This is a genomic window from Kitasatospora sp. NPDC042419 (genome assembly GCF_056437345.1).
In genome coordinates this window covers 198,388-220,329 of the sequence record NZ_JBWKAW010000013.1, presented here as the reverse complement: position 1 = coordinate 220,329, position 21,942 = coordinate 198,388, and the positions used below count along the sequence as shown (strand labels likewise).

Genomic DNA, 21,942 nt, shown 5'->3' with positions numbered 1-21,942 from the left:
GAGGCACCGAGCAGCCCGCCCAGACACACCGGCCGACACTCGACGCGACACGGCGACACGAGCACACAGCCCACCAGCGACGAATCCGACCGATCCACAACGAAGTTCCGCTGCTCCCCGGTGCGTTGCCGCACGAGGATCAGCCGCACTTGAGGCGACGTCGTGCGGCGGGCATGGCGCGCCAGACGGAGAACAGCCGCGTCACCGGTCGGACGACGGCACCGCCGGAGAGCGGAACGCCAGGGCGTGCACCGGGCTGTGTTCCGCCCGTGTACCCCGCTCATACGGTGAAGTCTCATCCGGCATCCGGCATCCGGCCGCGCTGACGCGGACGCGAGCCGACCAAGCGCAGTGCGGGATTCCATCGAACCGCACCGGCCCATCGCTCCGCACGTGCCCGCAGGGCGGACAGCCCGGAAACCCGAGCCCGCACGGAGACCGATTCTCGCGCCCCGGTGACGCCCGACCGAGGCTGTTCGACGATCCATTCCGCCACAGATCTCCCCGGGTAGTTCGCCAGGGGTTTGCCGTCCACATCATGGGAGGAAATGAAATGCAGCGTACAAGCAAGCTCTTCGCGACTGTCGCGGGCGTTGTCGCTCTTGGAGCACTCGCCGCGAGTCCGGCTTCCGCCGCGGTCAAGGAGTCGACGTGGCGGGCCGAGCCGTCCGGCGTCGACAAGGTGTGCGCGGAGAGGTTCCACTGGGCGTCCGATCGCATCAAGTTCAAGAGCTGTGCGGTCTTCAACGCCGCCGGCACGCACGTTCAAGCCATGCTCGTCGTGGAGAGCACCGCGCCTCGGGCCGTGAACATCGAAGGGACTGTGTCCACCAACTTCGGCGGGGATGTCCACTGCCGAGTGTCCACGTTCAATCCGAACAACACGGTTGCGTGCCTCGGGCCCACGCTCCGGGTCCCGAACCCTCCGAACATCGCCGTCACGGCGACGCTGATCGTGAACGGGCTGTCGGACAGGATCTGACTTTCCGACGAGGGGGTCCGTGTCCACTGCACTGCGGCGCCGGCACTACCAACGGGCCCAGGCTGACCGGCTCCTGCGCCTGACAGGCCGGGGCGGTTTCACCGCCCCGGCCTCGTCCACAGCGTGGTCGGCCACCTCGCGCTGCGGATCGCCCAGCCGGCGGCGCCTCCCATGAGGCCGACCTCCGGGCGCGCGTCGGCGGATCGCGGAACAGCCGTTCGGCCACGCACTGCTGCGGCTGCCGCGGCTGCCGTGGCTGCTGGTCCTGGGCTACTGCCGGTGACGGCTGACCAGAGCCGGAACGAGGACGACGCAGGCGGCTTCCCAAGCGGCCTGGCCGGTGCCCGCGGGCCCGTCGCATCCGAGGCTGCGGAGGTGGCCGTACCGAACCGAACCGCGCGGGCGATCTGTCCGTCGAGCGCAGCTTGCCAGTCGGTCAGCACCGTGTCGAAGGTACTACTGATCGCTGGGAGTCCGGTTCTTCGCCGCCGGTGCCGCACATCGCGGCACCGGCGGCGCAGGCGACCCGGACCTGCTGAGCGGCCTTCATGACGCGGTTCTCCGGGGGGTGCAGTGCGGACACGGTCAGGCGGCGTGGCCCAGGCCCAGGGTGATCGCGACCGGGACGAGGTAGAGGAGGGGGAAGGGCACGGTCTTGTAGGAGCGGGCCCGCACGCAGGTCAGCACGGCGCCCAGGAAGTACAGGATCAGTCCGACAGCGGCAGCGTCACCGATCGTGGGAACCGCGAGACCGACCAGCAGACCGGCGGCGCCGGCGAGCTTGGCCAGCGCGAGCCGGCCCCACCACGACTGCGGCACCCCGTAGTCGACCAGCGGCTGGGTCACGAACTCCGCGCGCCGCGCCAGCGACACACCGGAGAACCCGACCCACAGGGCGCTGACAACGGCGAGGACGACGTAGGCGACAGACATGGCGGTACCCCGGTTTCCTGTGAGGCGTGTGGAACGAAGCAGCCGGACCGCTCCGGCCCGCTGCCTCGCACCTGCTCGGACACTTCACTGACCCCCCGTTCCCGCCGGATGTGACAGCCCAGCCGGAAAATCTCTTCGCCGACCGGCGGGCACCACCGTCACGCCGAAGCCGTGACGGCCGCAGCCTCCCCCTCGCCGGAGGCACTGACAGGAACGGCGGCGGCCTCGGTCGAGCCGTGTCTGACGCCGACCGCCTGCCTGACCTGGTGAGTCTGCCCGGGTCCGGCCGTCAGGGCTCAGGGCTCAGGACTCAGGACTCAGGACTCAGGACACCGCGTCGTAGACCCGCCAGCCCCAGGACGAGGAGGACCAGGGCCAGGACGACCGCGCAGGTGGGACGGAGCCGGAACCTGCTCCAGTACGCCCGCCGACCGCCGGGAGTCCGGGCCGCAGCGGCCGAGGCCCGACCTGGCAGCACGAGGGCGACGCGAAGCCGGAACCGTCGGCCGGTCGGAGTACCGGCCGGCCGTTCGGGGAGTGCTCGCCGCGGGGCCCGCGGCGGGCAGTCCCCGAAGGTCGAACACTCCGGGCCCCCGGGCCCGGGCCCTCGCGACTCGATCGAAGCAACGAGGACCGGGCCGGGACTACTGCCCGGTGTGGGCGCGCAGGGCCTGCGTGAACCAGGCGAACACCGGTACCAGGCCGGGCGGGACGGGCCATCCGTTGATGACGGCCAGCAGGTGCCAGTAGCGTTCCGCGCGAGGGTCGCCGGCGATCTCCAGGCGGGTCAGCAGCCAGTGGCGCAGGTCCGCGTCGTCAGCGCGGCTGAAGGTCTCCGCGTAACGGGCGGTCAGGGCGTCGATGACGGTTGCGGCGTCGGCCGAGGCCGGGGCGATGCCGGCATCGATCGCGCGGCCGACGCTGTCCCGGACGGTCTCGGTGAGGTCGTGGTGCAGGCCGGTGGCATCGCCCCGGGCGCGTTCGGCTGCCTGGTACTCGGCCATGCGGCGCACGGCGGCGCGGAAGCCGGGGTCCCGGGTGAGTTCGGCGAGTTCCACCCAGGCGTGGACCTGTTCGGGTTCGGGATCGTCCGGCAGTTCGGGCATGGCCGTGCGCATCATGTCGACGAAGTCGGCGTTGGCGTCGAGCCCGCCGAAGGTGTCGTCGATGAAGTCGGTGACCACGCGTCGGCGTTCGTCGTCGGAGAGTTTGGCGAGCTTGTGCATGAGGTCCATTTCCTCGGGGGTGGAGCCCCGCTTGGCCACCGCGCGCAAGACGGCGCGCCGTAGTCGGAGGGTGCGGATCTGCGCCTCCAGGGCGTCGGCGTGTGCGGCCGCGACCTCGCGCACCGAGATCTCCCGGTCCAGGACCTGCCGGATGAGCGCGAGGTCGAGTCCCAGGTCACGCAAGGTGCGCACCAGGTCCAGGCGTGCGAGCGCGTCGATGCCGTAGAGCCGGTAGCCGGCCGGGCTGCGGTCCGTCGGCGGCACGATCCCGGTGTCGGAGTAGAAACGGATGGTCTTGACCGTCAGCCCGGTCCGCCGGGCCAGGTCACCGATCGTGAAGAGCGTGTCGCCGTCCATGCCTGTACTCTCTCGTCTCCCCCTACGGGAGGCTCAAGCCCGATCTCTCTCCCTGTGCTTCGCCCCCACCGGAGCGCCGGCCCTCGGCCGAAGGCCTTCCCTCCTCTGCCGCCGCCGAAGTGCGAAGGGCACCCGCGGTGAGCTGCAGGGCAACGGATAACGTACGGGCATGGCGATGACGGGGAAGCGACGGGTCCTGTACCGGCAGGGCAGCGGATTCTGGCGGATGACGGCGAAGTGGGCTCTGTTCTTCGGCGCCCTGTCCCTGCTGGACGGCGGGCTGCTCCGGTCGTGGGGCGACGCCTTGGTCTGGCCGATGATCGGGATCCTGCTGTGGGTGCCGTTCGGGGTCGGTGTCGTCTGGTACCCGAAGAAGGACCAGCGCGTCGAGCTGACGACGCGTGAACTGCGGGTGCGGCGCAAGCGGCTGCCGATGGAGAAGGTGAACCTGCTGCACGTGGCGCGGCTGTGGCTGGAGGGGCGGTCGACCGCGGACGGCGAGCCGGTACTGGAATGGACACGGTTCGACCGGGTGGTGTGGGTGCCGCTGCGGGACGGCCGGGCGTTCGGCGTGGAGTTCCGCGACCCGGCCGCGTTCGCCGAGGTCTTCGGCGCCTTCGCGGTCGCGGCGTGCGGCGGGCCCGACATCGTCCGCGCGAGGGCCGCAGCGGAGACCTACCCGGATCCGCGCCCGATGCGCCCCCGCCGCACCGCGGACGCCGGCTCCTGGACCGATCTCCTGGACGTCTTCAACTGACAGCCGGGAACGCGCCGGCAAGGAGCAGCGCTCCGTCGGGGAGACGGGGGGACGGGGAGACGGGGAGACGGGGAGACGGGGAGACGGGGAACTGCACAGGGTCCCCTGCTGTCCGTCCAGGACGCTGCCGACCCGGGCGGCGCGGATACCTCCGCAGGACCCGACTGCGCGGTCCTGCGCGGCCGGACGCGATCGTGCGCCGCACGGTTCGGCTCACCCGAGGGCCAGCGGCACCCTCGTCCCGAGTGCACCGAGTTCCGCCCGCTCAGCCCGTGTGGCGGCTCGCCGTCCGGTACCGACCAGCAGCGCGTCCGCGTCCGTGAAGGAAGCGGGAAACGCGCCCCCGGCGATCCGCTCCAGCAACTCCCTTGCCCCGGCCAGTCCGTCGGCGGGCGGCCCCGGCACGTGCGGCAGGTGGGCGACCAGGTCGAGGTGGTGCAGCGTCCACTCCAGCACGTACGCGTCCAGGTAGTCGCCCGCGGTCAGCACCTCTCCCTGGGTGGCCACCCGCAGGCGCGGATCGACGAGTTCGGCGGCCCGGCCCGCCGCCGAGCCCACGTCGTCCAGATGGAAGCGCAGCAACGCCGGATCCCCGTACGCGGCGGCCAGCCGTACGGTCAGCGCGTCCAACGGGTCCTGCCCGCCCGGCGGTTCGGCGGTGGGCCGCCAGTACGACGCCGCGTCCCGGGTCGGCTCCTCCTCGGACGGGGTCACCAGGGTGATCAGCACGTCCTGGGCGTCGATCACCAGATGGCACACCAAGTCCCGCACCAGCCACCCGGCGCACCCCGACGGCTCGGCGAAGTCCCCCTCCGCGAGCCCGTCGACCGCAGCCCGCAGCGCCGCCCACGACCGTCCGAACAGTTCCACGCCCGCAACGTACCACCGCCCGCGCCCGGGACGCCGGGGCCGCTCCCGGACGGAACGAGCGGGCAGCCCGTCACGCCTTCGCGACCGAGCCGCGCCGACCGATACGGGCGAGCCTGGTGTACCCGCCGCAGGTGGCCGCCCCTCGGGGATGCCCCGGGCCGGTGTGAAGAAGTGCGGGACGCGGCCCGGTCCGGATGAGGGCCCGTACCGGGTGGCCGGTCCGGGGCAGCAAGGCCGCTTCCGACCGCCCCGCAACGACCGGTGCGAGGACCGAGACGGACGCGCACGATCCGGGCAGTCAAATGACTGATGCCGTACACCCGACTGCGACGAAACAGTGGAGCCGCTCCGAGAGCAGAAACGTCGGAACCACAACACGAGGGTTGTCACCATGAAGAAGATGCCGGGCAAACTGGCGAAGACGGCCGGAGTCCTCGGCCTCGCCGTAGCCGCGCTGACCGCCGCGTCGGCCTCCCCGGCCACGGCGAGCACCTCCGCCACGGCCGGCTGCACTAAGTACTACAAGCTCGACAACGTCCAGGTCCAGGTGGACAACTGCTCGGACGGCTGGGTCTGGATCTACACCGGCGACGGCACCTACTACACGGGCAGCGTCCGCGTCACGGACAGCTTCGGCCACGACCGCGGCGAGCAGCGGGCGGACCGGGGCAAGTCCACCGCGAACAAGTTCCAGCAGGTCAAGAGCATCCGCATCTGTGGCACCAAGTACCTCGGCTGGGTTCCCCCGAGGCCGTGGTGGACCGACTGCACCAACGAGATCTACGTGTGACCGTCCGGTCCTGACGGGAGGGCGGCCCGCCGAGCAGTCGGCGGGCCGCCCTCCCGGGCAGCAGCGGTCGCCTGCTCGGGCCCCGCCGGCACCGGCCGGGACGCAGCGTGACGGCCGCCGAGGTGCGGACACCGCCGGACCGGTCGTCGCTCCGGTGGAGTTCGGCGTTGAAGCGACCCGAGCAACCGGCAACCGACAACCGACAACCGGCGGCTACGGAAGCCGATTGTCGGCGCGGCGATGAGTTTTCCAGCTCCGGCAGGTCTACATCTTCAGCGGGACGACCAACGCGCAGGGAGTACGGACATGGGCCTCATCCACATCGAACTGTTCACGACCCTCGACCTCGTCGGACAGGCGCCCGGCGGCCCCGACGAGGACCCGGTGGGGTTCCCGTTCGGCGGCTGGCAGGTACCTCTGCTGAACGAAGTCACCGGAGCGCAGATCCTGGCCGCGTACCAGGGCACGGACGCCCTGCTCCTCGGCCGGCGGACGTACGACCTCTTCGCCGCCTACTGGCCGCACCAGAAGGACGGCGAGATCGCCGAGCTGTTCAACCGCGTCCCGAAGTACGTGGCCTCCCGCGGCACGCCCGACCTCCCGTGGGCCGGCTCCACGCAGCTCGGCCCGGACCTGGACGGTGCGGTGCGCGGGATCCGCGACCGGCACGAGCACGTGAAGGTCGTCGGGAGCCTGGACCTCGTCCAGACCCTGCTGCGCGAGAAGCTCTTCGACCGCCTCGACCTCTGGGTGCACCCGATCGTCCTCGGCGTCGGGAAGAAGGTGTTCGACGGCGGCGCGGTGCCCACCAACGTCACCCTCCTCGAACCGCCGCTGGCCGGGCCGCAGGGCACCGTGCACCTGCGCTACGGGCTCGCCGACGGCACACCGGGGACGGGCGACATGAGCGCACCCGACCGCGGTCTCGGGCACGACGACTCCCCGGTGATCCGATGACCACCGTCAACGCCCGTGAGATCGCCCTGGGCGTCGAGTCGTTCGGCGACCACGACGCACCACTCGTCCTGCTCGCAGGCGGGCCGACGATGCTCTCCTGGCCCGACTCGCTCTGCGAGCGCCTCGCCGCCGGCGGTCGCCGGGTGGTGCGCTACGACCTGCGTGACAGCGGGGAGTCCACGACGGCGGATCCGCAGGTACCCGCCTACACCCTGCGCGACCTCGCCGCCGACGCCGCGGCCCTCGCCGACGTACTCGGCGGGACGCCCGCGCACCTCGCGGGGATCGGCGTCGGTGGGATGGTCGCCCAGACGGCCGTGCTCGACCATCCCGACGCGTTCTCCGCACTCACCCTCGTCAGCACCCGCCCGGTCGCCCCCGGCCCGCCCGACGACGACCTCCCCGATCACGACCGGGCGACGATGAGCCGGCTGTTCGCCCGCGCGACGCCCGATTGGACCGACCGCGAGGCGGTCGCTGAGTTCGCCGCCGCCGGCGCCGAAATCCTCGGCGACGACCCCGCCGCCGCGCGCGCCACCGCCGCACGCATCTGGGACCGCACCCCCGCCACCGCACCGCCGGTCCAGCTGGCCAACCAGCTGGGCACGGTGTTCTCCAGGCTGGACTGCACACCCCGCTGGCGCGAGCGCCTGCCCGGGATCGAGGTCCCCACGCTCGTCGTCCACGGCCGCCGCAACCGCTTCTTCCCCGTCGGCAACGGCGAGGCGATCGCGCGCGAGATCCCCGGGGCACGGCTGCTCGTCCTCGACGAGGCGGCTACCGCGATCCCCGGCTCGGCGGTCGGCGAGGTCGCCGAGGCGATGCTCATGCTCGGATAGCGGATGGCGGATAGCGGATGGCGGATGGCGGATGGCGGATGGCGGATGGCGGATAGCGGATGGCGGATGGCGGATGGCGGGCGCGGCACCGACACCACCGACCGGCGCGACGGCAGTGGCGCCGGCGGCGGCAGCGCCTTCACCGCCCACGACGACCACGTCCGCGGGGGCGGCGGTGGGGGCGGCGGCGCCTCGCTCTTCGGCGGCAAGGCCGTCGTCACCCCCGTCGAACAGGACGACGAGTGAGCCGCGGCGTCGGCGAGCTCGGTGAGGCCGGGGAACCCGGCCTCACCGAGCGCACATGACGGTCCACGGGCGGCCGAAACGGCCGTGCCGCGCGATGGCAGTGGTGGGCGCGTCGGCCGGAGCACCGGTGGGCACTCGGCGTCGGCCGAACGGGACAGCACGGCCTCGGCCCGGGGCAGCGACAGGACCGCGTCGCCCTCGGCGTACTCGAAGACCCGGTTCCGTTCCTCGACCAGGTCGAGTACGCCCTGCCGGTCTGCCGTCGTCGTGTCCTCCACGGACACGTAGGGGAGGCAGCCCCCATCGGTCGGGGCGAGCAGCCACGCGACCTGGTCGTCCCACGGCAGGTCAGCCGTCCCGCCGTCGTGCCCGGCCGGGGCACGCCGTGCCGACGGCACTTCCCGGGGCCCTCGGGATTGTCGGTGGTCGTGGTTAGGGTGACGATCATGAGTCTGACAGCAGTGATGGTTACGGTGGATTGTGCGGACCCGCAGGAGCTGGCCCAGTGGTGGGCCACTGCGGTGGGAGGCGAGATCGCCCAGGACCACGGCGACTTCGTCATCGTCAGTGCCCAGCCGCTGGCACTGGGTTTCCAGCGCGTGGCCGAGGAGCGGCGGGGCAAGAACCGCGTACACGTCGACTTCGCCGCCGCGCCCGGCACCGGTCTGGCGGGGGAGGTGGAGCGTCTGGTCGCCCTGGGTGCGAGCGTCGTCGGCGAGCACAGCATCCCGGGTCTCACCTGGACCGTGCTGCAGGACCCGGCCGGCAACGAGTTCTGCGTCCACTGACGAGCGTTGCGCCCGTGCCGTCGCCCGACGGCGCGGGAGACCGCGCGCCCCGGCCGGCCCGGGCGGGGTAACCGGTCAAGGGCGGTCGGCGAGTCCAAGGCAGCGGCCGGGCCGGAGGGCGCCCGGCCGCCCTGCCACCGGCCGCCCGGCCGCCCTGCCCACGCCACGGGACGGTCCCGGATTCCGGCGAGCACGTGCGCGGCGCGATCGCTCACCGCGTCGAGGGGTTCGGGCAGACGGGCGAGGTCTCACCGCGTCGAGGATGCATGCCGACAGCCTGGGCTCGCGCCCGGCCGGGCGCGATTCCCCGCCGGCGCGTCCCGCACGACGGCTCCTGACGGTCCATGGGGCGCGGACCGGTCGTCGGATCGTGGCCGCACGCGTCGCCGGCGGGGACAGGTCGGCGCGTCCGGCGACCACGACGTTCGACCCCGCAGGCTCCGGACCGCCGGCCCTCCACGAGCGCCGGGGTCGGCAGGCGACAACTGTGCGATGTCCACGTCCCATTGACGGCGGCAGCGGCATCCACCATCGTGTCCTCCACTCCCTCGCACCGCTGCCCCATCGGCATCCACCCACCCGGAGACGGCATGCGTGCAACCACCCACAAGCCCCGCCCGGCCCGTCGTCGCGGGCGGCCCGTCGGACTGCCCGTCGGCCTGGCCGCCGCCCTCGCGTTCGCCGGCACCACCGTCGGGCTGGCCTCCTCGGCCTCCGCTCTGCCCAACGTCGAGCTGATCGTCAACGGGCGCTTCGACTCGTACCCGTGGATCTGGGACTGCGACTCGAACACCTCGCGCAGCACCGTCCCGCACGAGCACTCCATGACGGGCCGGCCGACCGCCGACAGCTACGCGGGCTGCACCCAGAAGGTCCGGGTCCAGCCCGACTCCCGCTACACGCTCTCCGCCTCGGTACGCGGCCCGTACGTGTTCGTCGGCGCCACCGGCACCGGCACGGCGACGGGCAGCACCGCCACCTGGTCGACGACGGACGACTGGAACGACCTGTCGGTGCAGGTCACCACCGGACCGCGCACCACCGAGCTGACCGTCCACTTCCACGGCTGGTACGAACAGGCCCCCTACAGCGTGCGCACCGTGTCCTTCACCGGTCCCGGCATCCCACCGAGCCCGTGCGGAGAGCCCGGCACCACGACGCCGACCGCGACCGGCGGCCCCACCCGCCCGGAACCGACCCCCAGTTGCTCCCGCACCTACATCCCCTGACCGCTCCCCGCCGCCCCGTCCACGCCCCCGCCCACGCCCACGCGCCGGAGACCCCCATGCGATCACCCCTACGCCACCGCGCCCGCGGTGGCGGCCCGCTCGGCCCCGTCGTCGCCGCCCTCGCCCTGGCCGCCACGGCCGCCCTCGCCGCCGGCGGATCCGCCGGCGCCCAGCCCGCACCCCTGGAGTGGATCAGGAACGGCGACTTCCAGGGCCCCCTCGCCCAGGGCTGGACCTGCGAGGGCGAGGTCGCCCGGACCGACCGGGGCGTGGAGGGCCGCCCCGGCGGACACGACTACGCCGGCTGCTCCCAGAAGGTCCAGGTCGTCTCCGGCACCTCCTACGACTTCTCCGCCTACGTCTCCGGCGCCTACGCCTTCGTCCGCGTCACCGGCACCGGAATCGGCAGCGGCGAGGTGCAGTTGTGGGCCACCGACCGGCCCGACCCGACCGGCCTGCGCGCCAGGGTCGCCGTCGGCGACGTCCACGAGGTGACGGTCCACTTCCACGGCTGGTACGGGCAGGCCCCCTACAGGATCACCCGCATCTCGCTGATCGGGCCGATGTACCCCGACCCCTGCGCCACCGTCACTCCCGGCCCCGTCCCCAGCGGCGCGCCGACCTGCATGCCGCGCCCGTAGCATCCCCTGCCGGGGGAAGCACTCCCCCCACGACCCGTTCTTCGGCGTCGGCCCGGCACCCCGGAACAGGAGGCGGCGGTCCCGTCGTTCCCCGCAGTCGATCAGAGGCACGGCGGACCGCTCCCTGTCAGACCCGCACCGCACACGACCTTCGAGCAAGTAACCGGTGTGCGACCGCGGCCGTTTCGGACCCTGGGCGGCCGACCGCACCTCGGCCTTCCTGCAGTGAGCGGGCCCGGGCGTACGCCTCGCCCACGGCCAGGGCTCTCCTCCGGGACGACGAGCCGACCGTTCCGCAGGGGGCGACAGGTCCGGCCGGCGGCCGACCGGCGGTGCACGCCCCACGTGCCGGTCGGCCACCGGACGCCGGCGGCACCGTAAGGTCCTCTCGAAGGACACGGGCCCGCCCGGTCACCGGGAGACCGGGGCGCCGAAGGAGCGCCGGGCCGCGGGAAGGACGAGACGAAGGGCTGGCACGTCCCATGCAACAGCGCAGTCTGCGAGACCTCCAGGTGTCGGCCGTCGGCCTCGGCTGCATGGGGATGTCCGCCTTCTACGGCACGGCCGACCAGGACGAGGCCACCGCGACCATCCGGCGCGCGCTGGACCTCGGCATCACCTTCCTCGACACGGCGCAGGTCTACGGCCCGCTCACCAACGAGTCCCTGGTCGGCGAGGCCGTCCGGGGACACCGCGACGAGTACGTGATCGCCACCAAGTTCAACCACCGGATGGACGGCGCCGTCCCGGGCGACATGTCGACGGTGGGCCGCCAGGACGGCTCGGCCGCGCACGTCCGCAGTTCCGTCCACGGTTCACTGGCGCGGCTCCGCACCGACCGCATCGACCTGTACTACCAGCACCGGGTCGATCCGGCCGTGCCCATCGAGGAGACCGTCGGCGCGCTCGGCGAACTGGTCGCCGAGGGCAAGGTGCGCCACATCGGGCTGAGCGAGGCGAGCGCGGAGACCATCCGCCGCGCCCACGCCGTCCACCCGGTCACCGCCGTCCAGACCGAGTACTCGCTCTGGACCCGGGACGTCGAGGCCGAGGTGCTCCCCACCTGCCGGGAACTCGGAATCGGCTTCGTGCCGTACTCCCCTCTCGGCCGCGGCTTCCTCGCGGGCCGCTTCAGCTCCCCCGACGAGCTCGACCCGGACGACTTCCGCCGCGGCAACCCGCGCTTCACCGAGGCCAACCTGGCCGCCAACCTCCGACTCGCCGAGAAGGTGAAGGAGATCGCCGCGGAGAAGGACATCACCCCGGCCCAGCTGGCCATCGCCTGGGTCCTGGCCCGTGGCGAGGACCTCGTCCCCATCCCGGGCACCAAGCGCCGAACCTACCTGGAGCAGAACGCGGGCGCGGTCGACGTCGAGCTGACCGACGAGGACCTGGCCCGCATCGACGCCGAGCTGCCCGGGGCAGCGGGCGAGCGCTACGACGAGGACGGGATGCGGACGGTGAACCGCTGAGCTTCCGACGGCAGGCCCGACTCAGCCCGGGCTTCCCGGGGGACGAGGAGATCACCGCGGGCCGTGTCACTTCCCTGATCGGGGGCACCGGAGTGATCGGGGGCACCCGAGCTGCGACCGGACGAGAAGGGAAGTGATCCTCGGTGGGCATCGGAGGCTGCGCCCGGCCCGCCGCCGCCCTGGGCGCACCTACGGGGCCTGTGCGAGCACTACGACATCCTCGGCAGGACCGTCCTCCACGACGAGCGCTTCGACCGCGTGCCGGTCTGACAGCGCGTCCCCCGTAGTGACCGGGCCTTGTGGCTGCCAGGGGAAGTCGTGGGCGAGGCGCTCAGGTGCGGGCGGGGACGCGGCCGAGGGTGCGGATCGGGCGGGTGAGCAGCAGGGCGAGGGCGGTGAGGAGGGCGACGACGACGCCCACCAGGAGGACCCGGTCGGTGCCGAAGGCGTCCACGGCCGGGCCGGCCAGGGCGCTGCCGATGGGGTACATGCCGACGGAGCCGGCGACCTCGTACGCGTGGACGCGGTTGAGGACCTCGCCCGGGACCTGGGTCTGCACGCTGGTGGCCCACATGACGCCCCAGACGCCGATACCGATGCCGACCGCGATCTGGGCGGCGGCGAGCAGCCACAGCGGCCAGCCGAGCACGATGCCGAGCGGATAGAGCGGGTAGGTCGTGATCGCCACGGCTCCGGCGGCGAGCGGGCGTTCGGGCTTGTAGCGGATCGCCACCAGGCCGCCGGCCACGGTGCCCGCGCCGAGGGCGGCGTTGAGCAGGCCGAAGGCGGACGCGCCGTGCTCGGGCACGACGACGCCGGCGGCCACCGACAGCTGCGGGCCCCAGGAGAGCACCGCGAAGACCATCCAGATCACGATCACGCCCCAGAGCCAGGTGCGGGCGCGGAACTCCCGCCAGCCGACCGCAAGGTTGTGCCAGAGGCCGCCGCCGGACGGCGGGGCGGGCACGGCGCCGAGCCGCAGCGCGGCCAGGCACACCGCGCTGGTGCCGTAGGCGACGGCGGAGATCACCATCACCCAGCCGGTGGCCCCGAAGCCGACCAGGACGCCGGCCAGCGCCGGACCGCCGAGCCCGGTGAGCGCCTCGGAGGTGCGCAGGACCCCGTTGGCGCCCTGCACGTCGCGGGCCACCAGGGGGACGGTCGAGGCGGAGCCCGGCTGGAACATCGCGTTGGCGGTGCCGGCCGCCACCAGCAGGGCGTACAGCTGCCAGAGGTGGTCGATGCCGTGGATGAACAGCAGGGCGAGCAGCACATGGGCGAGGAGGTTGGCCAGGTCGGCGACGATCATCAGCCGGCGGGCGGTGAACCGGTCGGCGAGCACCCCGCCGAACAGCACCAGGCCGGCGAACGGGCCCACCAGGAAGGCCATCGCGTACCCCGCGGTGGCCAGGCCGTACCCGCCGCTGAGCAGGCCGGCCGAGACCGCGACCGGCAGCATCGCCCAGCTGAGCAGGCCGGCACTGCGGGCGGTGAAGTAGAAGCGGAAGTTACGGGACCAGATCGCCGGTTCCCCGGGCGGCGGGGTCGCGGATCCCGGCTTCGCGGCCTGCGGTGCGCCGGAGGAGGCGGTGCCGGCGGACGGGGAACCGGAGGACGGGGAACCGGAGGACGGGGAACCGGCGGGGTGGTCCTGGATCCGTACGGATGTCGCCGCCGCGGGGTGGTCGGTCGAGCGGTCTGCCATGGCTGTTCAACCCCAGGTCGTAGGTCGGGTGGCGTTGGTCGGGTGGCGTTGGTCGGGTGATGTCGGCCGGGTGATGTCGGCCGGGTGGTGCGGTTCGGGGGTGGTGCGGTCGGGTGGCGTGGGTCTGCGGTCCGCGCGGGGGCGGGGCAGTGCGGGTCTGTGCGGTCAGGCGCGGGCGGCGAGCTCCGCGCGCAGGGCGGCGTTCTCCTGCTCCAGCTGCGCCAGGCGGTCGCGGACCGGGGCCAGGGCTCCGGAGAGCTCGCGTCGGCTGAAACGGGGGGTGATGTGGTTGGGGCAGTTCCATGCGGTGGCCTCGACCCGGATGGTGACCAGCTGCTCGACCGTGCCCTCGGTGCGCGGCGAGTCCAGGCGCTCGGCGAGCACGGGGTCCTCACCGGGCAGGACGGCACTCGCGTGGCCGAACAGCTTGAGGCGGGTCTGCCGGGCGTGGTCGATGAAGAAGAGCGCCACCCGGTCGTCGCCGCGCAGGTTGCCGGTGGTGATGTACTGCCGGTTGCCCCGCACGTCCAGGTAGCCGAGCGTGAACTCGTCCAGGACGTGGACGAATCCGGGCGGGCCGCCCCGGAACTGGATGTACGGCCAGCCGGTCTCGCCCACGCTGGCGAACAGGAAGCCGTCGAGGCCGCGGATGAAGTCGGCCTCGGACGCGGTGAGCGGCTCCGGCTGTTCGGCCGGGTCCCGCAGCCGGCGGTCGGCCGCCGTGGCGCTGCCCATCTGCTGCTGGACCCGGCGCACCGGGGCGGTGTACGCGAGGCGGTCGTACCGGCTCATCCGGCGCTCCCCGCACGGAAGCCGGTCAGGGCTCCGGCCCGGGAGCGGCGCGGGGCCGCGGGCGGGGGAACGGGGCGTAGCCCTGGGAGCGGTTCGGGGCTCGGAGCGGGGCGGGGTGCGGGGGGCTGCGGCAAGGTGTCACCTCGTGGGTCGGCGGTCGGGGCGGGCAGAGCACGGCCGGGCGATCGGAGCGGGGATCGGGAACGGGAACGGGATCGTCCGACGGCGCGGGAGGGGCCGTGCGGTGCGACCACCGTACGGAGCCGCTCTGGTCGGACCCCTGCATCCGGACCAGAGGAACCGCGGACCCTGCGGACCGCCCGAGACGGGTGAACTCACCGGCGCCGACCTGGGGTTCTGCCGGCCGGTGGCGGTCCGGACCGGCGCAACCGGCAGAACTGGGGGAACTGCCGGACCGGTCCTCCTTCCGCCGGGGCACCGGCGGCAACCGCCCGCGCCCCGCGGATCCGCCCCGCGCTCAGCGAATCCGCCCCGCGCCCGGCGGATACGTCCTGTGCTCAGCGGATCCGGGCCGCGCCCATCGCCCGGGAGAGCCGCAGCGCCTCGCGCCGGTGGCCGACCGCACCGCCCGGATCGCCGAGCGCCGACCGCGCCCGGCCGAGCACCAGCCGGACGCGCACCTCGCCCGGGCGGTGCCCGGTCGCACGGTGCAGGGCGAGCGCGTCGTGGCCGAGCTCCAGGGCGGTCCGCGGCTCGCCGAGCCGCGCCCGTACGCAGGCCAGGACGGTGAGCGCGCTGCCCTGGAGCATCCGGAACCCGCCGGTGCGGCTGAGCCCGACGGCGCGGTCCGCGGTCCGCAAGGCGGCCTCCGGTTCCAGGTGCGCCTGGGCCGTGGCGAGCCCGACGAGGGCGGCGGCCTGCCGGAAGGCGTCGTTCGCGGCCAGGGCGAGACGCAGCGACTCCCGGTGGCTGGCGGCCGCGTCGGCGAAGTCGCGGGTGCGCTCCTGGGCGCAGGCCAGCGCGAGGAAGGCGTCGGCCTCCGGCCCCCGGTCGCGCAGCGCCTGGGCGGCGGCGAGCGCGGTGTGGGCGAGCAGCCGTCCGGTGGAGTGGTCGCCCACGTCGGTGTACGAGCCCGAGAGGCAGCTCAGCGCCGCGCTCTCGCCGTGCCTGTGGCCGTGCTTCAGGTGGACCGGCAGGCTCTCGCCGAGCACCCGGACCGCCTCTCCCGGACGCCCCAGCGCGCGGTGGACGACGCCCAGGGCCGTGCGGGCGACCGCCTCCTCGCCGACCGATCCGGACGCCCGGAGCAGCCGGGCGGCGTGCGCGAAGTGCTCGGCGGCCTCGTCGAGCCGGCCGAGCTTCCAGCAGACCTGCCCGAGGTCGGAGAGTTCTTCGGCGACCGCGGGTCCGCTGTCGTGCCGGCCGAGCGAACGGGCCTGCACGAGGTGCTCGTACGCCGCCGGAAGGGCGCCGTTGTCGTGGTGGGCGGCGCCGATACGGCGCAGGGCGAGCGCCTGGCCGTCGAGCCAACCGGACTGCCGGGCGAGTTCCAGGGCCCGGCCGACCAGTTCCATCGCCTGCTCGTTGTCGGCGAGCACCCCGTGGCACTCGGCGCGTCGCAGCTGGGCGGCGGCCTGGGCCCGGATCTCGCCGTCGGCGACGGCGGCGAACAGGCTGGCGGTCGCGACCTTGAGGCAGTCGCCCGTGTACATCCCCGCCGCGAGGTAGCTGTGGAGACTCTCCGCCAGCCGCCAGGCGATGGCGGTGAAGCCCGCGCCGGAGGCCTGCAGGACGGCGCCGGCCAGGTTCTCCCGCTCGCTGTCCAGCCAGTGCGAGGCCTGGTCGTGGTCCGAGATGGCCGGGGCCGCGACAGGCAGGGAGGACGTGGCCGGGGCGGCAACGGACGCGGACGAGGTGGTCGGCGCGACGGGCGCGGACGAGGTGGCCGGCGCCGCCGCTGCGGCGGCCGTGGGGGCGGCGGGTCCCAGCCGGGCGGACGGGCCCGCGGCCGGCTCGGCGGGGTAGAGCAGCCGGTCCGCCGCGTCGGTGTGGTCGAGGTACCAGTCGAACAGCCGCTGCCGGGCGGTGTGCGCCTCCTCCTTGCCGACCAGCTCACGGGCGTAGGAGCGCAGCAGGTCGTGCAGCCCGAAACGGCCCGCCGCACGTTCCTGCACCAGGTGGGCGTCGGCCAGGGCGACCAGCAGCCCGGCCGAGTCGGCCCGGGCGGCGTCCGCCAGCGCGGCGGCGCCGTCCACGGTGAGGTCCCGTCCCGGCATCAGGCTGAGCAGCCGGAACATCCGTCGGGCCGGCGCCGGGAGGGCTCTGTAGGAGAGGTCGAAGGCGGCCCGAACGGCCGAACGCCGGTCGCCTTCGACGTGCAGCCGACTGAGCATGTCGTCGCCCGCCAACTCGGCGTACTGGTCGGCGATCGTGGCGTCGCGGGCCACCAGGTTGGCACCGGCGATCCGGATCGCCAGCGGCAGGCCGCCGCACACCTGCACCAGTGCGCGGGCGGCCTCCTCCTCGGCCGCGACCCGGCAGGCGCCGATGGTGCTGCCGAGCAGCCGGCGGCCCTCCTCGGGGTCGAGTACGTCCAGGCCGAGCCGGCGGGCTCCGTCGCTCGCGACCAGCCCGGCGAGCCGGCTGCGGCTGGTGATCACCACCGCGCAGCCCTGGGCACCCGGGATCAGCGGCCTGACCTGCTCGGCGTCGCGCGCGTCGTCCAGCAGGACCAGCATCCGCCGGTCGGCGAGCAGGGTGCGGTACAGCGCCGCGGCCTCGTCCTCGTCCGGGGGCAGCCGGTGCGGCGGTGTGCCGAGGGCCCGGAGGAACTGCGCGAGGACGTCACCCGGCCGCAGCGTCGGGAGGCGGGAGCGGCCGCGCAGGTCCACGTAGAGCTGACCGTCCGGGAAGTGCTCACGCCGACTGTGCGCCCAGTGGGTGGCGAGGGCGGACTTGCCGACACCGGGCGCGCCGACCACGGCCACCACCTGGGGGCGGCGGGCCGGGTCCGGGTCGACGAGGGCGTCCAACTCCCGGATCTGCCGCTGCCGCCCGATGTGGGGCCCGGTTCTGGCGGGCAGTTGGGCGGGCGCGGGGTGCGGGACCGGCGGTATCCGGGGGCCGACCCCGGCGGCGTCCCCGACGGCCTCGGGCACTCCGGGGTGCTCGGAGTGCCCGGGGTACCCGAGGCGATCGGGGCGCTCGGGGCGCTCGGGGTGCTCGGGGTGCTCGGAGTGTCCGAGGCGGTCGGAACGGTCGGAACGGTCAGAACGGTCGGGGCGGGGAGGGAGGCCCGGGAGTCCGGGGCGCCGGTGGGCGGGGGGCAGCCGGCGGCGCAGTACCCGCAGATGGGCGTCGCGGACCTCGGCGCCGGGCCCGACGCCCAACTCCTCGTCCAGCCGGGTCCGCAGGCGGTCGAACACCTGGAGCGCGGCGGCCTGCTCCCCGCTGCCGGCCAGGGCGAGGATCAGCCGGGCGTGCAGGCCCTCGTGCAACGACTCGGCGTGCACCAGGTCCCCCAGCGCCGCGACGGCCTCCCCCGCACGGCCCAGCGACAACGCGGTGTCGGCGTGCAGCAGCGCCGCCGCCACCCGCCGTTCGTTGGCCGCGACCGCGGCCGGGTGCTGGCGCAGCACCAGGTCCGCGTCCGCGAGGACCGGGCCGCGCCAGCACCGCAGGGCCTGTGTCAGCAGCTCGTACCCGGCCTCCCGGTCCGGTCCGCGGTGGATGCGCTGCGCCCGGGCGAACAGCTCGTCGAACCGGCCGAGGTCGATCTGGCTCGGAGAAGCCTCCAGCAGGTAGCCGGTCGGCGTGCGGACGACGGCGGGCCGCGGTGCGGCCCGGTGGCCGTCCGGTTCCAGGTGGTGGCGTACCTGGCTGACGTAGGTGTGGACCAGGCTCTGGCGGGAGTCGGGCGGCCCGGAGGGCCAGAGCGTGTCGGTGATCTCCTGCTGGGTGGCCGGCTCGGGGTGTTTGAGGGCGAGCAGTCCGAGCAGCCGGCGCAGCATCGGGCTGGTGACCGCGACGCCGGCCCGGCCGCGCTGGAGAGCGAGCGGGCCGAGGATCAGCAGACGCGGCCGGAGGGTTCCGCGCGGCGCGGCGCCACCGGCGGCGGCCGACAACCCGTCCAGCTCGCGGTCGGTCAGCCCCAGTGCCTCGGCCAGCCGCCGGAGGGTGCGGTCCTGCGGCCGTTGGACCCGGCCGTGTTCGATGTCACGCAGCGCCCTGGTGCTGATCCCGGCCCTCGAAGCGGCGGCCTCCTGACTCAGTCCTGCGCGCCTGCGCAGCGACCGGAGCCGCGGGCCGAACGGGTCCGCCTCGCCTGCCGGCCCTCCCTGGGCCGGCCCGGTGGCAACCGCCCTCTCCGACATGGCATCCCCTCGTCCGACGGCCGCAGGCCACCGGCCCTGCCGGCGGCGGCACGTCGCGGGCCGGGCACGGCCGTTGGCACGGAAGGCTTCGACCATGATCAGTGTGGACTAGACCATTGCCCCGGGCAAGGGACAGCGACACGATCCCCGCAGGACCTCGGCGCCGGGCCTTCGCCGCGGGGATCACCACGGCCGGCGCCCGACGGATGCGCGCGACGGCCACGGCCGCCGGGCCAGGGCGGTCACCTCGTCGAGCACGGCACGCCCGTCGCGCACTGTGCCCGGCATCGCGCGCCGTGCCCGGCACCGCGCGCCCGCACGACTCCGAACAGCTCACGGCAACGGCCGCACCGGCTGCCGGCTCAGTGACGGTAGGCGGCTGCTGCGATCTCGATGAAGGACCGGATCAACGGGTTGGTGTCACCTTCGTTGCACACCGCCACCACTCGGCTCGGCGCCATGTCGACCAGCGGCACCACGGCCAACTCCGCGGGCAGGTCGTGTCCGAGGGGGGCCAGGCCGACCGTGCCGTTCCACAGCACGGCGTGCAGGCATTCCTGGACGGCGCGCACCACTGGGCCCTCGCGCGGCGTGCCGCCGTTCCAGTACGACTGCCAGACGGGGTCGGTGCCCTGCGGGAACTGGAACCAGCGGCGGTCGCTCAGCTCGGCCAGCCGCAGCCGGTCGCGGCGGGCCAGCGGATCGTCGGCGCGCAGGACCACGCCGACCGGATCGGTTCGCAGCGCACGCACCGTCAGGGCGGTCTCGTCGAACGGCGCCCGGGTCAGGGCGACATCGACCAGTCCGGCGCGCAGCCCGCAGGTCGGATCGGTCAGATCGGTGTCGCGGATCCGGATGTCGATGCCGGGGTGGGTCCGGCGGTAGGCGGCGGCCAGCCTGGACACTCCCGGATCGGTGCCGTCGCCCAGGATGCCGACGGTGACGGTCGCGGCGCCGGCTTCCGCGCGAACGCGTGCCCGGACGCGGTCGGCGTGGTCGAGCAGGGCCCGCGCCTCGTCGAGCAGCACTGAACCCACCGGGGTGAGTGTGACGCCGGTGGGTGAGCGGGCGAACAGCAGGGCCCCGACTTCGGCCTCCAACCGCTTGATCGCCCGGCTCAGCGGCGGCTGACTCATGTGCAGTCGGGTGGCGGCCCGGCCGAAGTGGAGTTCCTCGGCGACGGCCACGAAATAGCGCAAGGTCCGTAGCTCCACGCTGCAACGATACCCACAAGGTATCCGCGCTGCAGGACAGGTCTTGGACACCTGCAGCCCCCCGGCGGTGCACTGGTGAGCATGACCGAAGAATTCGAGGCCAACGCGCCGCAGGCCGATCCCGCCGTCTCGGTGGTGGGTCCCGGCGACGGCGAGACGATCGTTCTGGGCACCACGCGCATGCGCGTCCTGGAGGACGGCAGCCACACCGGGCACCGCCTCGCGATCGCCGAGTCCGTCCTCGCCCCGCACACCCAGGGACCGCCGCGGCACCGCCATGCCCGGCACGACGAGGGCTTCTACGTCCTCTCCGGGACCGTGCGGTTCACCGTCGGGAACGAGGAGCACGACGCCACCACGGGCACGCTCGTGATGGTTCCGCCCGGCACCCCGCACACCTTCGCCAACCTCACCGACCAACCCGCCGTCATGCTCAGCACCTTCACCCCCGGCCTGTACGTGCAGTACTTCCGGGACCTCCAGGGCGCGCTCGCCGACGGCCGGCCGTTGACGCCCCGGGCCGACGTCGACGCGATGAGCCGCTACTCGACCGAGCCTGCCACCGACCTCGGCTGAAGCAGTCGACAGGTCTCCGTGAACCGACGACCCGAGAGCGGGAACGGAAACGATGAACATCGCCTACTGGACAGTCGCGGGGCTGCTCGCCCTCTTCTACGTGTACGCGGGCACGCTGAAGGTGATCCGCAGCCGCGATCAGCTCCGGCCGATGATGGCCTGGGTCGACCGCATGCCCCTGCCCGCCCTCAGGGCGCTGGGGACGGTCGAAATTCTCGGCGCGCTGGGCCTGGTCCTGCCGCCGCTGACGGGCATCGCGCTCCCGCTGGCGCCGGCCGCGGCCGGCGGCTTCGTCCTCCTCCAGGCAGGTGCGATCGCCGTCCACCTGACCGGTGAGGACCGCCGGATCGCACTCAACGTCGGGCTCACCACCACCGCGGCCGTGACCGTCTGGCTGGCCACCAGGCTGTGACGGAGCACCACCCTCGACCGGTGCGGTGGTGGCAACTGCGGGGACAGCCGCCGGACGGCTGCTGTCATCAGTACCAGCCCCACGGCGCGTTCTTCTCCATGGGGACAGCACGCGCGACGCTCGCGCGACGACGCCATGGCCTCGGCGTGTGACGCACAGCGGCAGCCGGACGACGGAGAACACCGGCCTCAAGCTCCCTCACCGTCAGGAGCTCTCGGACGGTACGGACCGGGCGTCGCTCGCCACTCCGCACGGAAGGGGCGAAGCCCTGCCGGCCGCGCTGGTACGTCTCCTCGGCCCCCAGCCCGTCCGTCAGGGCGTCCGCCACCGGTCGTCGGGCCGATATCCCCTTGGCCCCGCACCCCTTCGAGCGGTTGACTACCCGTACGGAGCCACACCGACCGCCCGGGAGGAGACCCGTGGAGAACCCGGACTTCACCATCCTGCTGACCGACGCCTCGGCCGGCGGGCCCACGGCCCTGCGAGCGGTCCGCGCGATCACCGGCCTGAGCCTGTGGCACAGCAGACGGCTCCTGGACAGCGCACCCGTCACCGCACGCGAAGAGATCCCCTTCGAGACCGCCGTCGCCGCGGCCCGGCAGTTGCGCCGAGCCGGTGTACCCGCCGCCCTGCTGTGCGGCTGGTGCCGACGCACCCTGCCCGACGACGACGCCCCCGTCGACCCGGGACCGTGCGCGTCCCGGTACTGGCCCACCGCCCACTGCCAGGCCAACTCCCTCACCACCTGCGACTGCGAGTGGTGCACCACCTACGGCCCACTGTCCGGCCACACCCCCCACCGCACCTGAACCTGACGCCCGG

Annotated in this window: 20 protein-coding genes; 13 read left to right on the top strand and 7 right to left on the bottom strand. The window is 73.7% G+C overall.

Features of this window, described 5'->3' with window-relative positions; translation table 11 throughout:
• Positions 1–553: 553 nt before the first annotated feature.
• The gene (locus tag AC067J_RS24370; protein ID WP_478302476.1) at positions 554–982 is read left to right on the top strand and encodes a hypothetical protein; all 429 of its coding nucleotides are present in this window, start codon (positions 554–556) and stop codon (positions 980–982) included.
• Between the two features lie 585 nt (positions 983–1,567).
• On the opposite strand, the gene AC067J_RS24365 is transcribed toward AC067J_RS24370, so the two are convergent.
• Together AC067J_RS24365 and AC067J_RS24360 are read right to left on the bottom strand one after the other, a co-directional pair.
• Entirely contained in the window at positions 1,568–1,915 is a 348-nt protein-coding gene (locus AC067J_RS24365; RefSeq protein ID WP_478302474.1) for a DoxX family protein, read from the bottom strand.
• A 644-nt stretch (positions 1,916–2,559) separates the two neighbouring features.
• Positions 2,560–3,498, bottom strand: a complete 939-nt coding sequence (locus AC067J_RS24360) for a MerR family transcriptional regulator (protein ID WP_478302472.1) — start codon at positions 3,496–3,498, stop codon at positions 2,560–2,562.
• 169 nt (positions 3,499–3,667) lie between these two features.
• On the opposite strand from AC067J_RS24360, the gene AC067J_RS24355 reads away from it, so the two are divergent.
• Positions 3,668–4,255: a hypothetical protein gene (locus AC067J_RS24355; RefSeq protein WP_478302470.1), complete on the top strand. Its 588-nt coding sequence runs from the start codon at positions 3,668–3,670 to the stop codon at positions 4,253–4,255.
• A gap of 213 nt (positions 4,256–4,468) precedes the next feature.
• Here AC067J_RS24355 and AC067J_RS24350 read toward each other — a convergent pair whose 3' ends face one another.
• Positions 4,469–5,125 (bottom strand): maleylpyruvate isomerase N-terminal domain-containing protein, encoded by a 657-nt coding sequence (locus AC067J_RS24350; protein WP_478302468.1) that lies wholly within the window; start codon positions 5,123–5,125, stop codon positions 4,469–4,471.
• Between the two features lie 391 nt (positions 5,126–5,516).
• Between AC067J_RS24350 and AC067J_RS24345 the strand changes: the two genes are divergently transcribed.
• The 8 genes from AC067J_RS24345 to AC067J_RS24310 all read left to right on the top strand — a co-directional run bounded on the left by AC067J_RS24345 (position 5,517) and on the right by AC067J_RS24310 (position 12,087).
• Positions 5,517–5,915 carry a hypothetical protein gene (locus AC067J_RS24345; protein WP_478302466.1) on the top strand — a complete coding sequence of 133 codons (399 nt, stop codon included), beginning with the start codon at positions 5,517–5,519 and terminating at the stop codon, positions 5,913–5,915.
• Positions 5,916–6,221: 306 nt separating this feature from the next.
• Positions 6,222–6,872 (top strand): dihydrofolate reductase family protein, encoded by a 651-nt coding sequence (locus tag AC067J_RS24340; protein ID WP_478302464.1) that lies wholly within the window; start codon positions 6,222–6,224, stop codon positions 6,870–6,872.
• Positions 6,869–7,711, top strand: coding sequence for an alpha/beta fold hydrolase (locus AC067J_RS24335; RefSeq protein ID WP_478302462.1), 843 nt, complete (start codon positions 6,869–6,871; stop codon positions 7,709–7,711). The genes AC067J_RS24340 and AC067J_RS24335 overlap by 4 nt, the downstream gene beginning before the upstream one ends.
• A 45-nt stretch (positions 7,712–7,756) precedes the next feature.
• Positions 7,757–7,957, top strand: a complete 201-nt coding sequence (locus tag AC067J_RS24330; RefSeq protein WP_478302461.1) for a hypothetical protein — start codon at positions 7,757–7,759, stop codon at positions 7,955–7,957.
• Between the two features lie 446 nt (positions 7,958–8,403).
• Positions 8,404–8,745 (top strand): VOC family protein, encoded by a 342-nt coding sequence (locus AC067J_RS24325; protein ID WP_478302459.1) that lies wholly within the window; start codon positions 8,404–8,406, stop codon positions 8,743–8,745.
• A gap of 590 nt (positions 8,746–9,335) precedes the next feature.
• Positions 9,336–9,974, top strand: coding sequence for a carbohydrate binding domain-containing protein (locus AC067J_RS24320; RefSeq protein WP_478302457.1), 639 nt, complete (start codon positions 9,336–9,338; stop codon positions 9,972–9,974).
• A gap of 56 nt (positions 9,975–10,030) precedes the next feature.
• The gene (locus AC067J_RS24315; protein ID WP_478302455.1) at positions 10,031–10,615 is read left to right on the top strand and encodes a carbohydrate binding domain-containing protein; all 585 of its coding nucleotides are present in this window, start codon (positions 10,031–10,033) and stop codon (positions 10,613–10,615) included.
• A 482-nt stretch (positions 10,616–11,097) separates the two neighbouring features.
• Complete coding sequence (locus tag AC067J_RS24310) at positions 11,098–12,087, top strand: aldo/keto reductase (protein WP_478302453.1); 990 nt, start codon at positions 11,098–11,100, stop codon at positions 12,085–12,087.
• Between the two features lie 331 nt (positions 12,088–12,418).
• On the opposite strand, the gene AC067J_RS24305 is transcribed toward AC067J_RS24310, so the two are convergent.
• The 4 genes from AC067J_RS24305 to AC067J_RS24290 form a co-directional block, all read right to left on the bottom strand.
• The gene (locus tag AC067J_RS24305) at positions 12,419–13,792 is read right to left on the bottom strand and encodes an MFS transporter (protein WP_478302451.1); all 1,374 of its coding nucleotides are present in this window, start codon (positions 13,790–13,792) and stop codon (positions 12,419–12,421) included.
• Positions 13,793–13,957: 165 nt separating this feature from the next.
• The gene (locus AC067J_RS24300; protein ID WP_478302449.1) at positions 13,958–14,584 is read right to left on the bottom strand and encodes a pyridoxamine 5'-phosphate oxidase family protein; all 627 of its coding nucleotides are present in this window, start codon (positions 14,582–14,584) and stop codon (positions 13,958–13,960) included.
• A 518-nt stretch (positions 14,585–15,102) separates the two neighbouring features.
• Positions 15,103–18,918, bottom strand: a complete 3,816-nt coding sequence (locus AC067J_RS24295) for a BTAD domain-containing putative transcriptional regulator (protein WP_478302447.1) — start codon at positions 18,916–18,918, stop codon at positions 15,103–15,105.
• A 362-nt stretch (positions 18,919–19,280) separates the two neighbouring features.
• On the bottom strand, positions 19,281–20,132 hold the full coding sequence (locus AC067J_RS24290) for a LysR family transcriptional regulator (protein WP_478302445.1): 852 nt from the start codon (positions 20,130–20,132) through the stop codon (positions 19,281–19,283).
• A gap of 81 nt (positions 20,133–20,213) precedes the next feature.
• Here AC067J_RS24290 and AC067J_RS24285 point away from each other — a divergent pair, with 81 nt between their 5' ends.
• The 3 genes from AC067J_RS24285 (at position 20,214) to AC067J_RS24275 (ending at position 21,929) form a co-directional block, all read left to right on the top strand.
• On the top strand, positions 20,214–20,708 hold the full coding sequence (locus AC067J_RS24285) for a cupin domain-containing protein (protein WP_478302443.1): 495 nt from the start codon (positions 20,214–20,216) through the stop codon (positions 20,706–20,708).
• A gap of 52 nt (positions 20,709–20,760) precedes the next feature.
• Positions 20,761–21,120, top strand: a complete 360-nt coding sequence (locus AC067J_RS24280) for a DoxX family protein (RefSeq protein WP_478302441.1) — start codon at positions 20,761–20,763, stop codon at positions 21,118–21,120.
• A gap of 419 nt (positions 21,121–21,539) precedes the next feature.
• Positions 21,540–21,929: a ribosomal protein L7/L12 gene (locus AC067J_RS24275; RefSeq protein WP_478302439.1), complete on the top strand. Its 390-nt coding sequence runs from the start codon at positions 21,540–21,542 to the stop codon at positions 21,927–21,929.
• Positions 21,930–21,942: the final 13 nt, after the last annotated feature.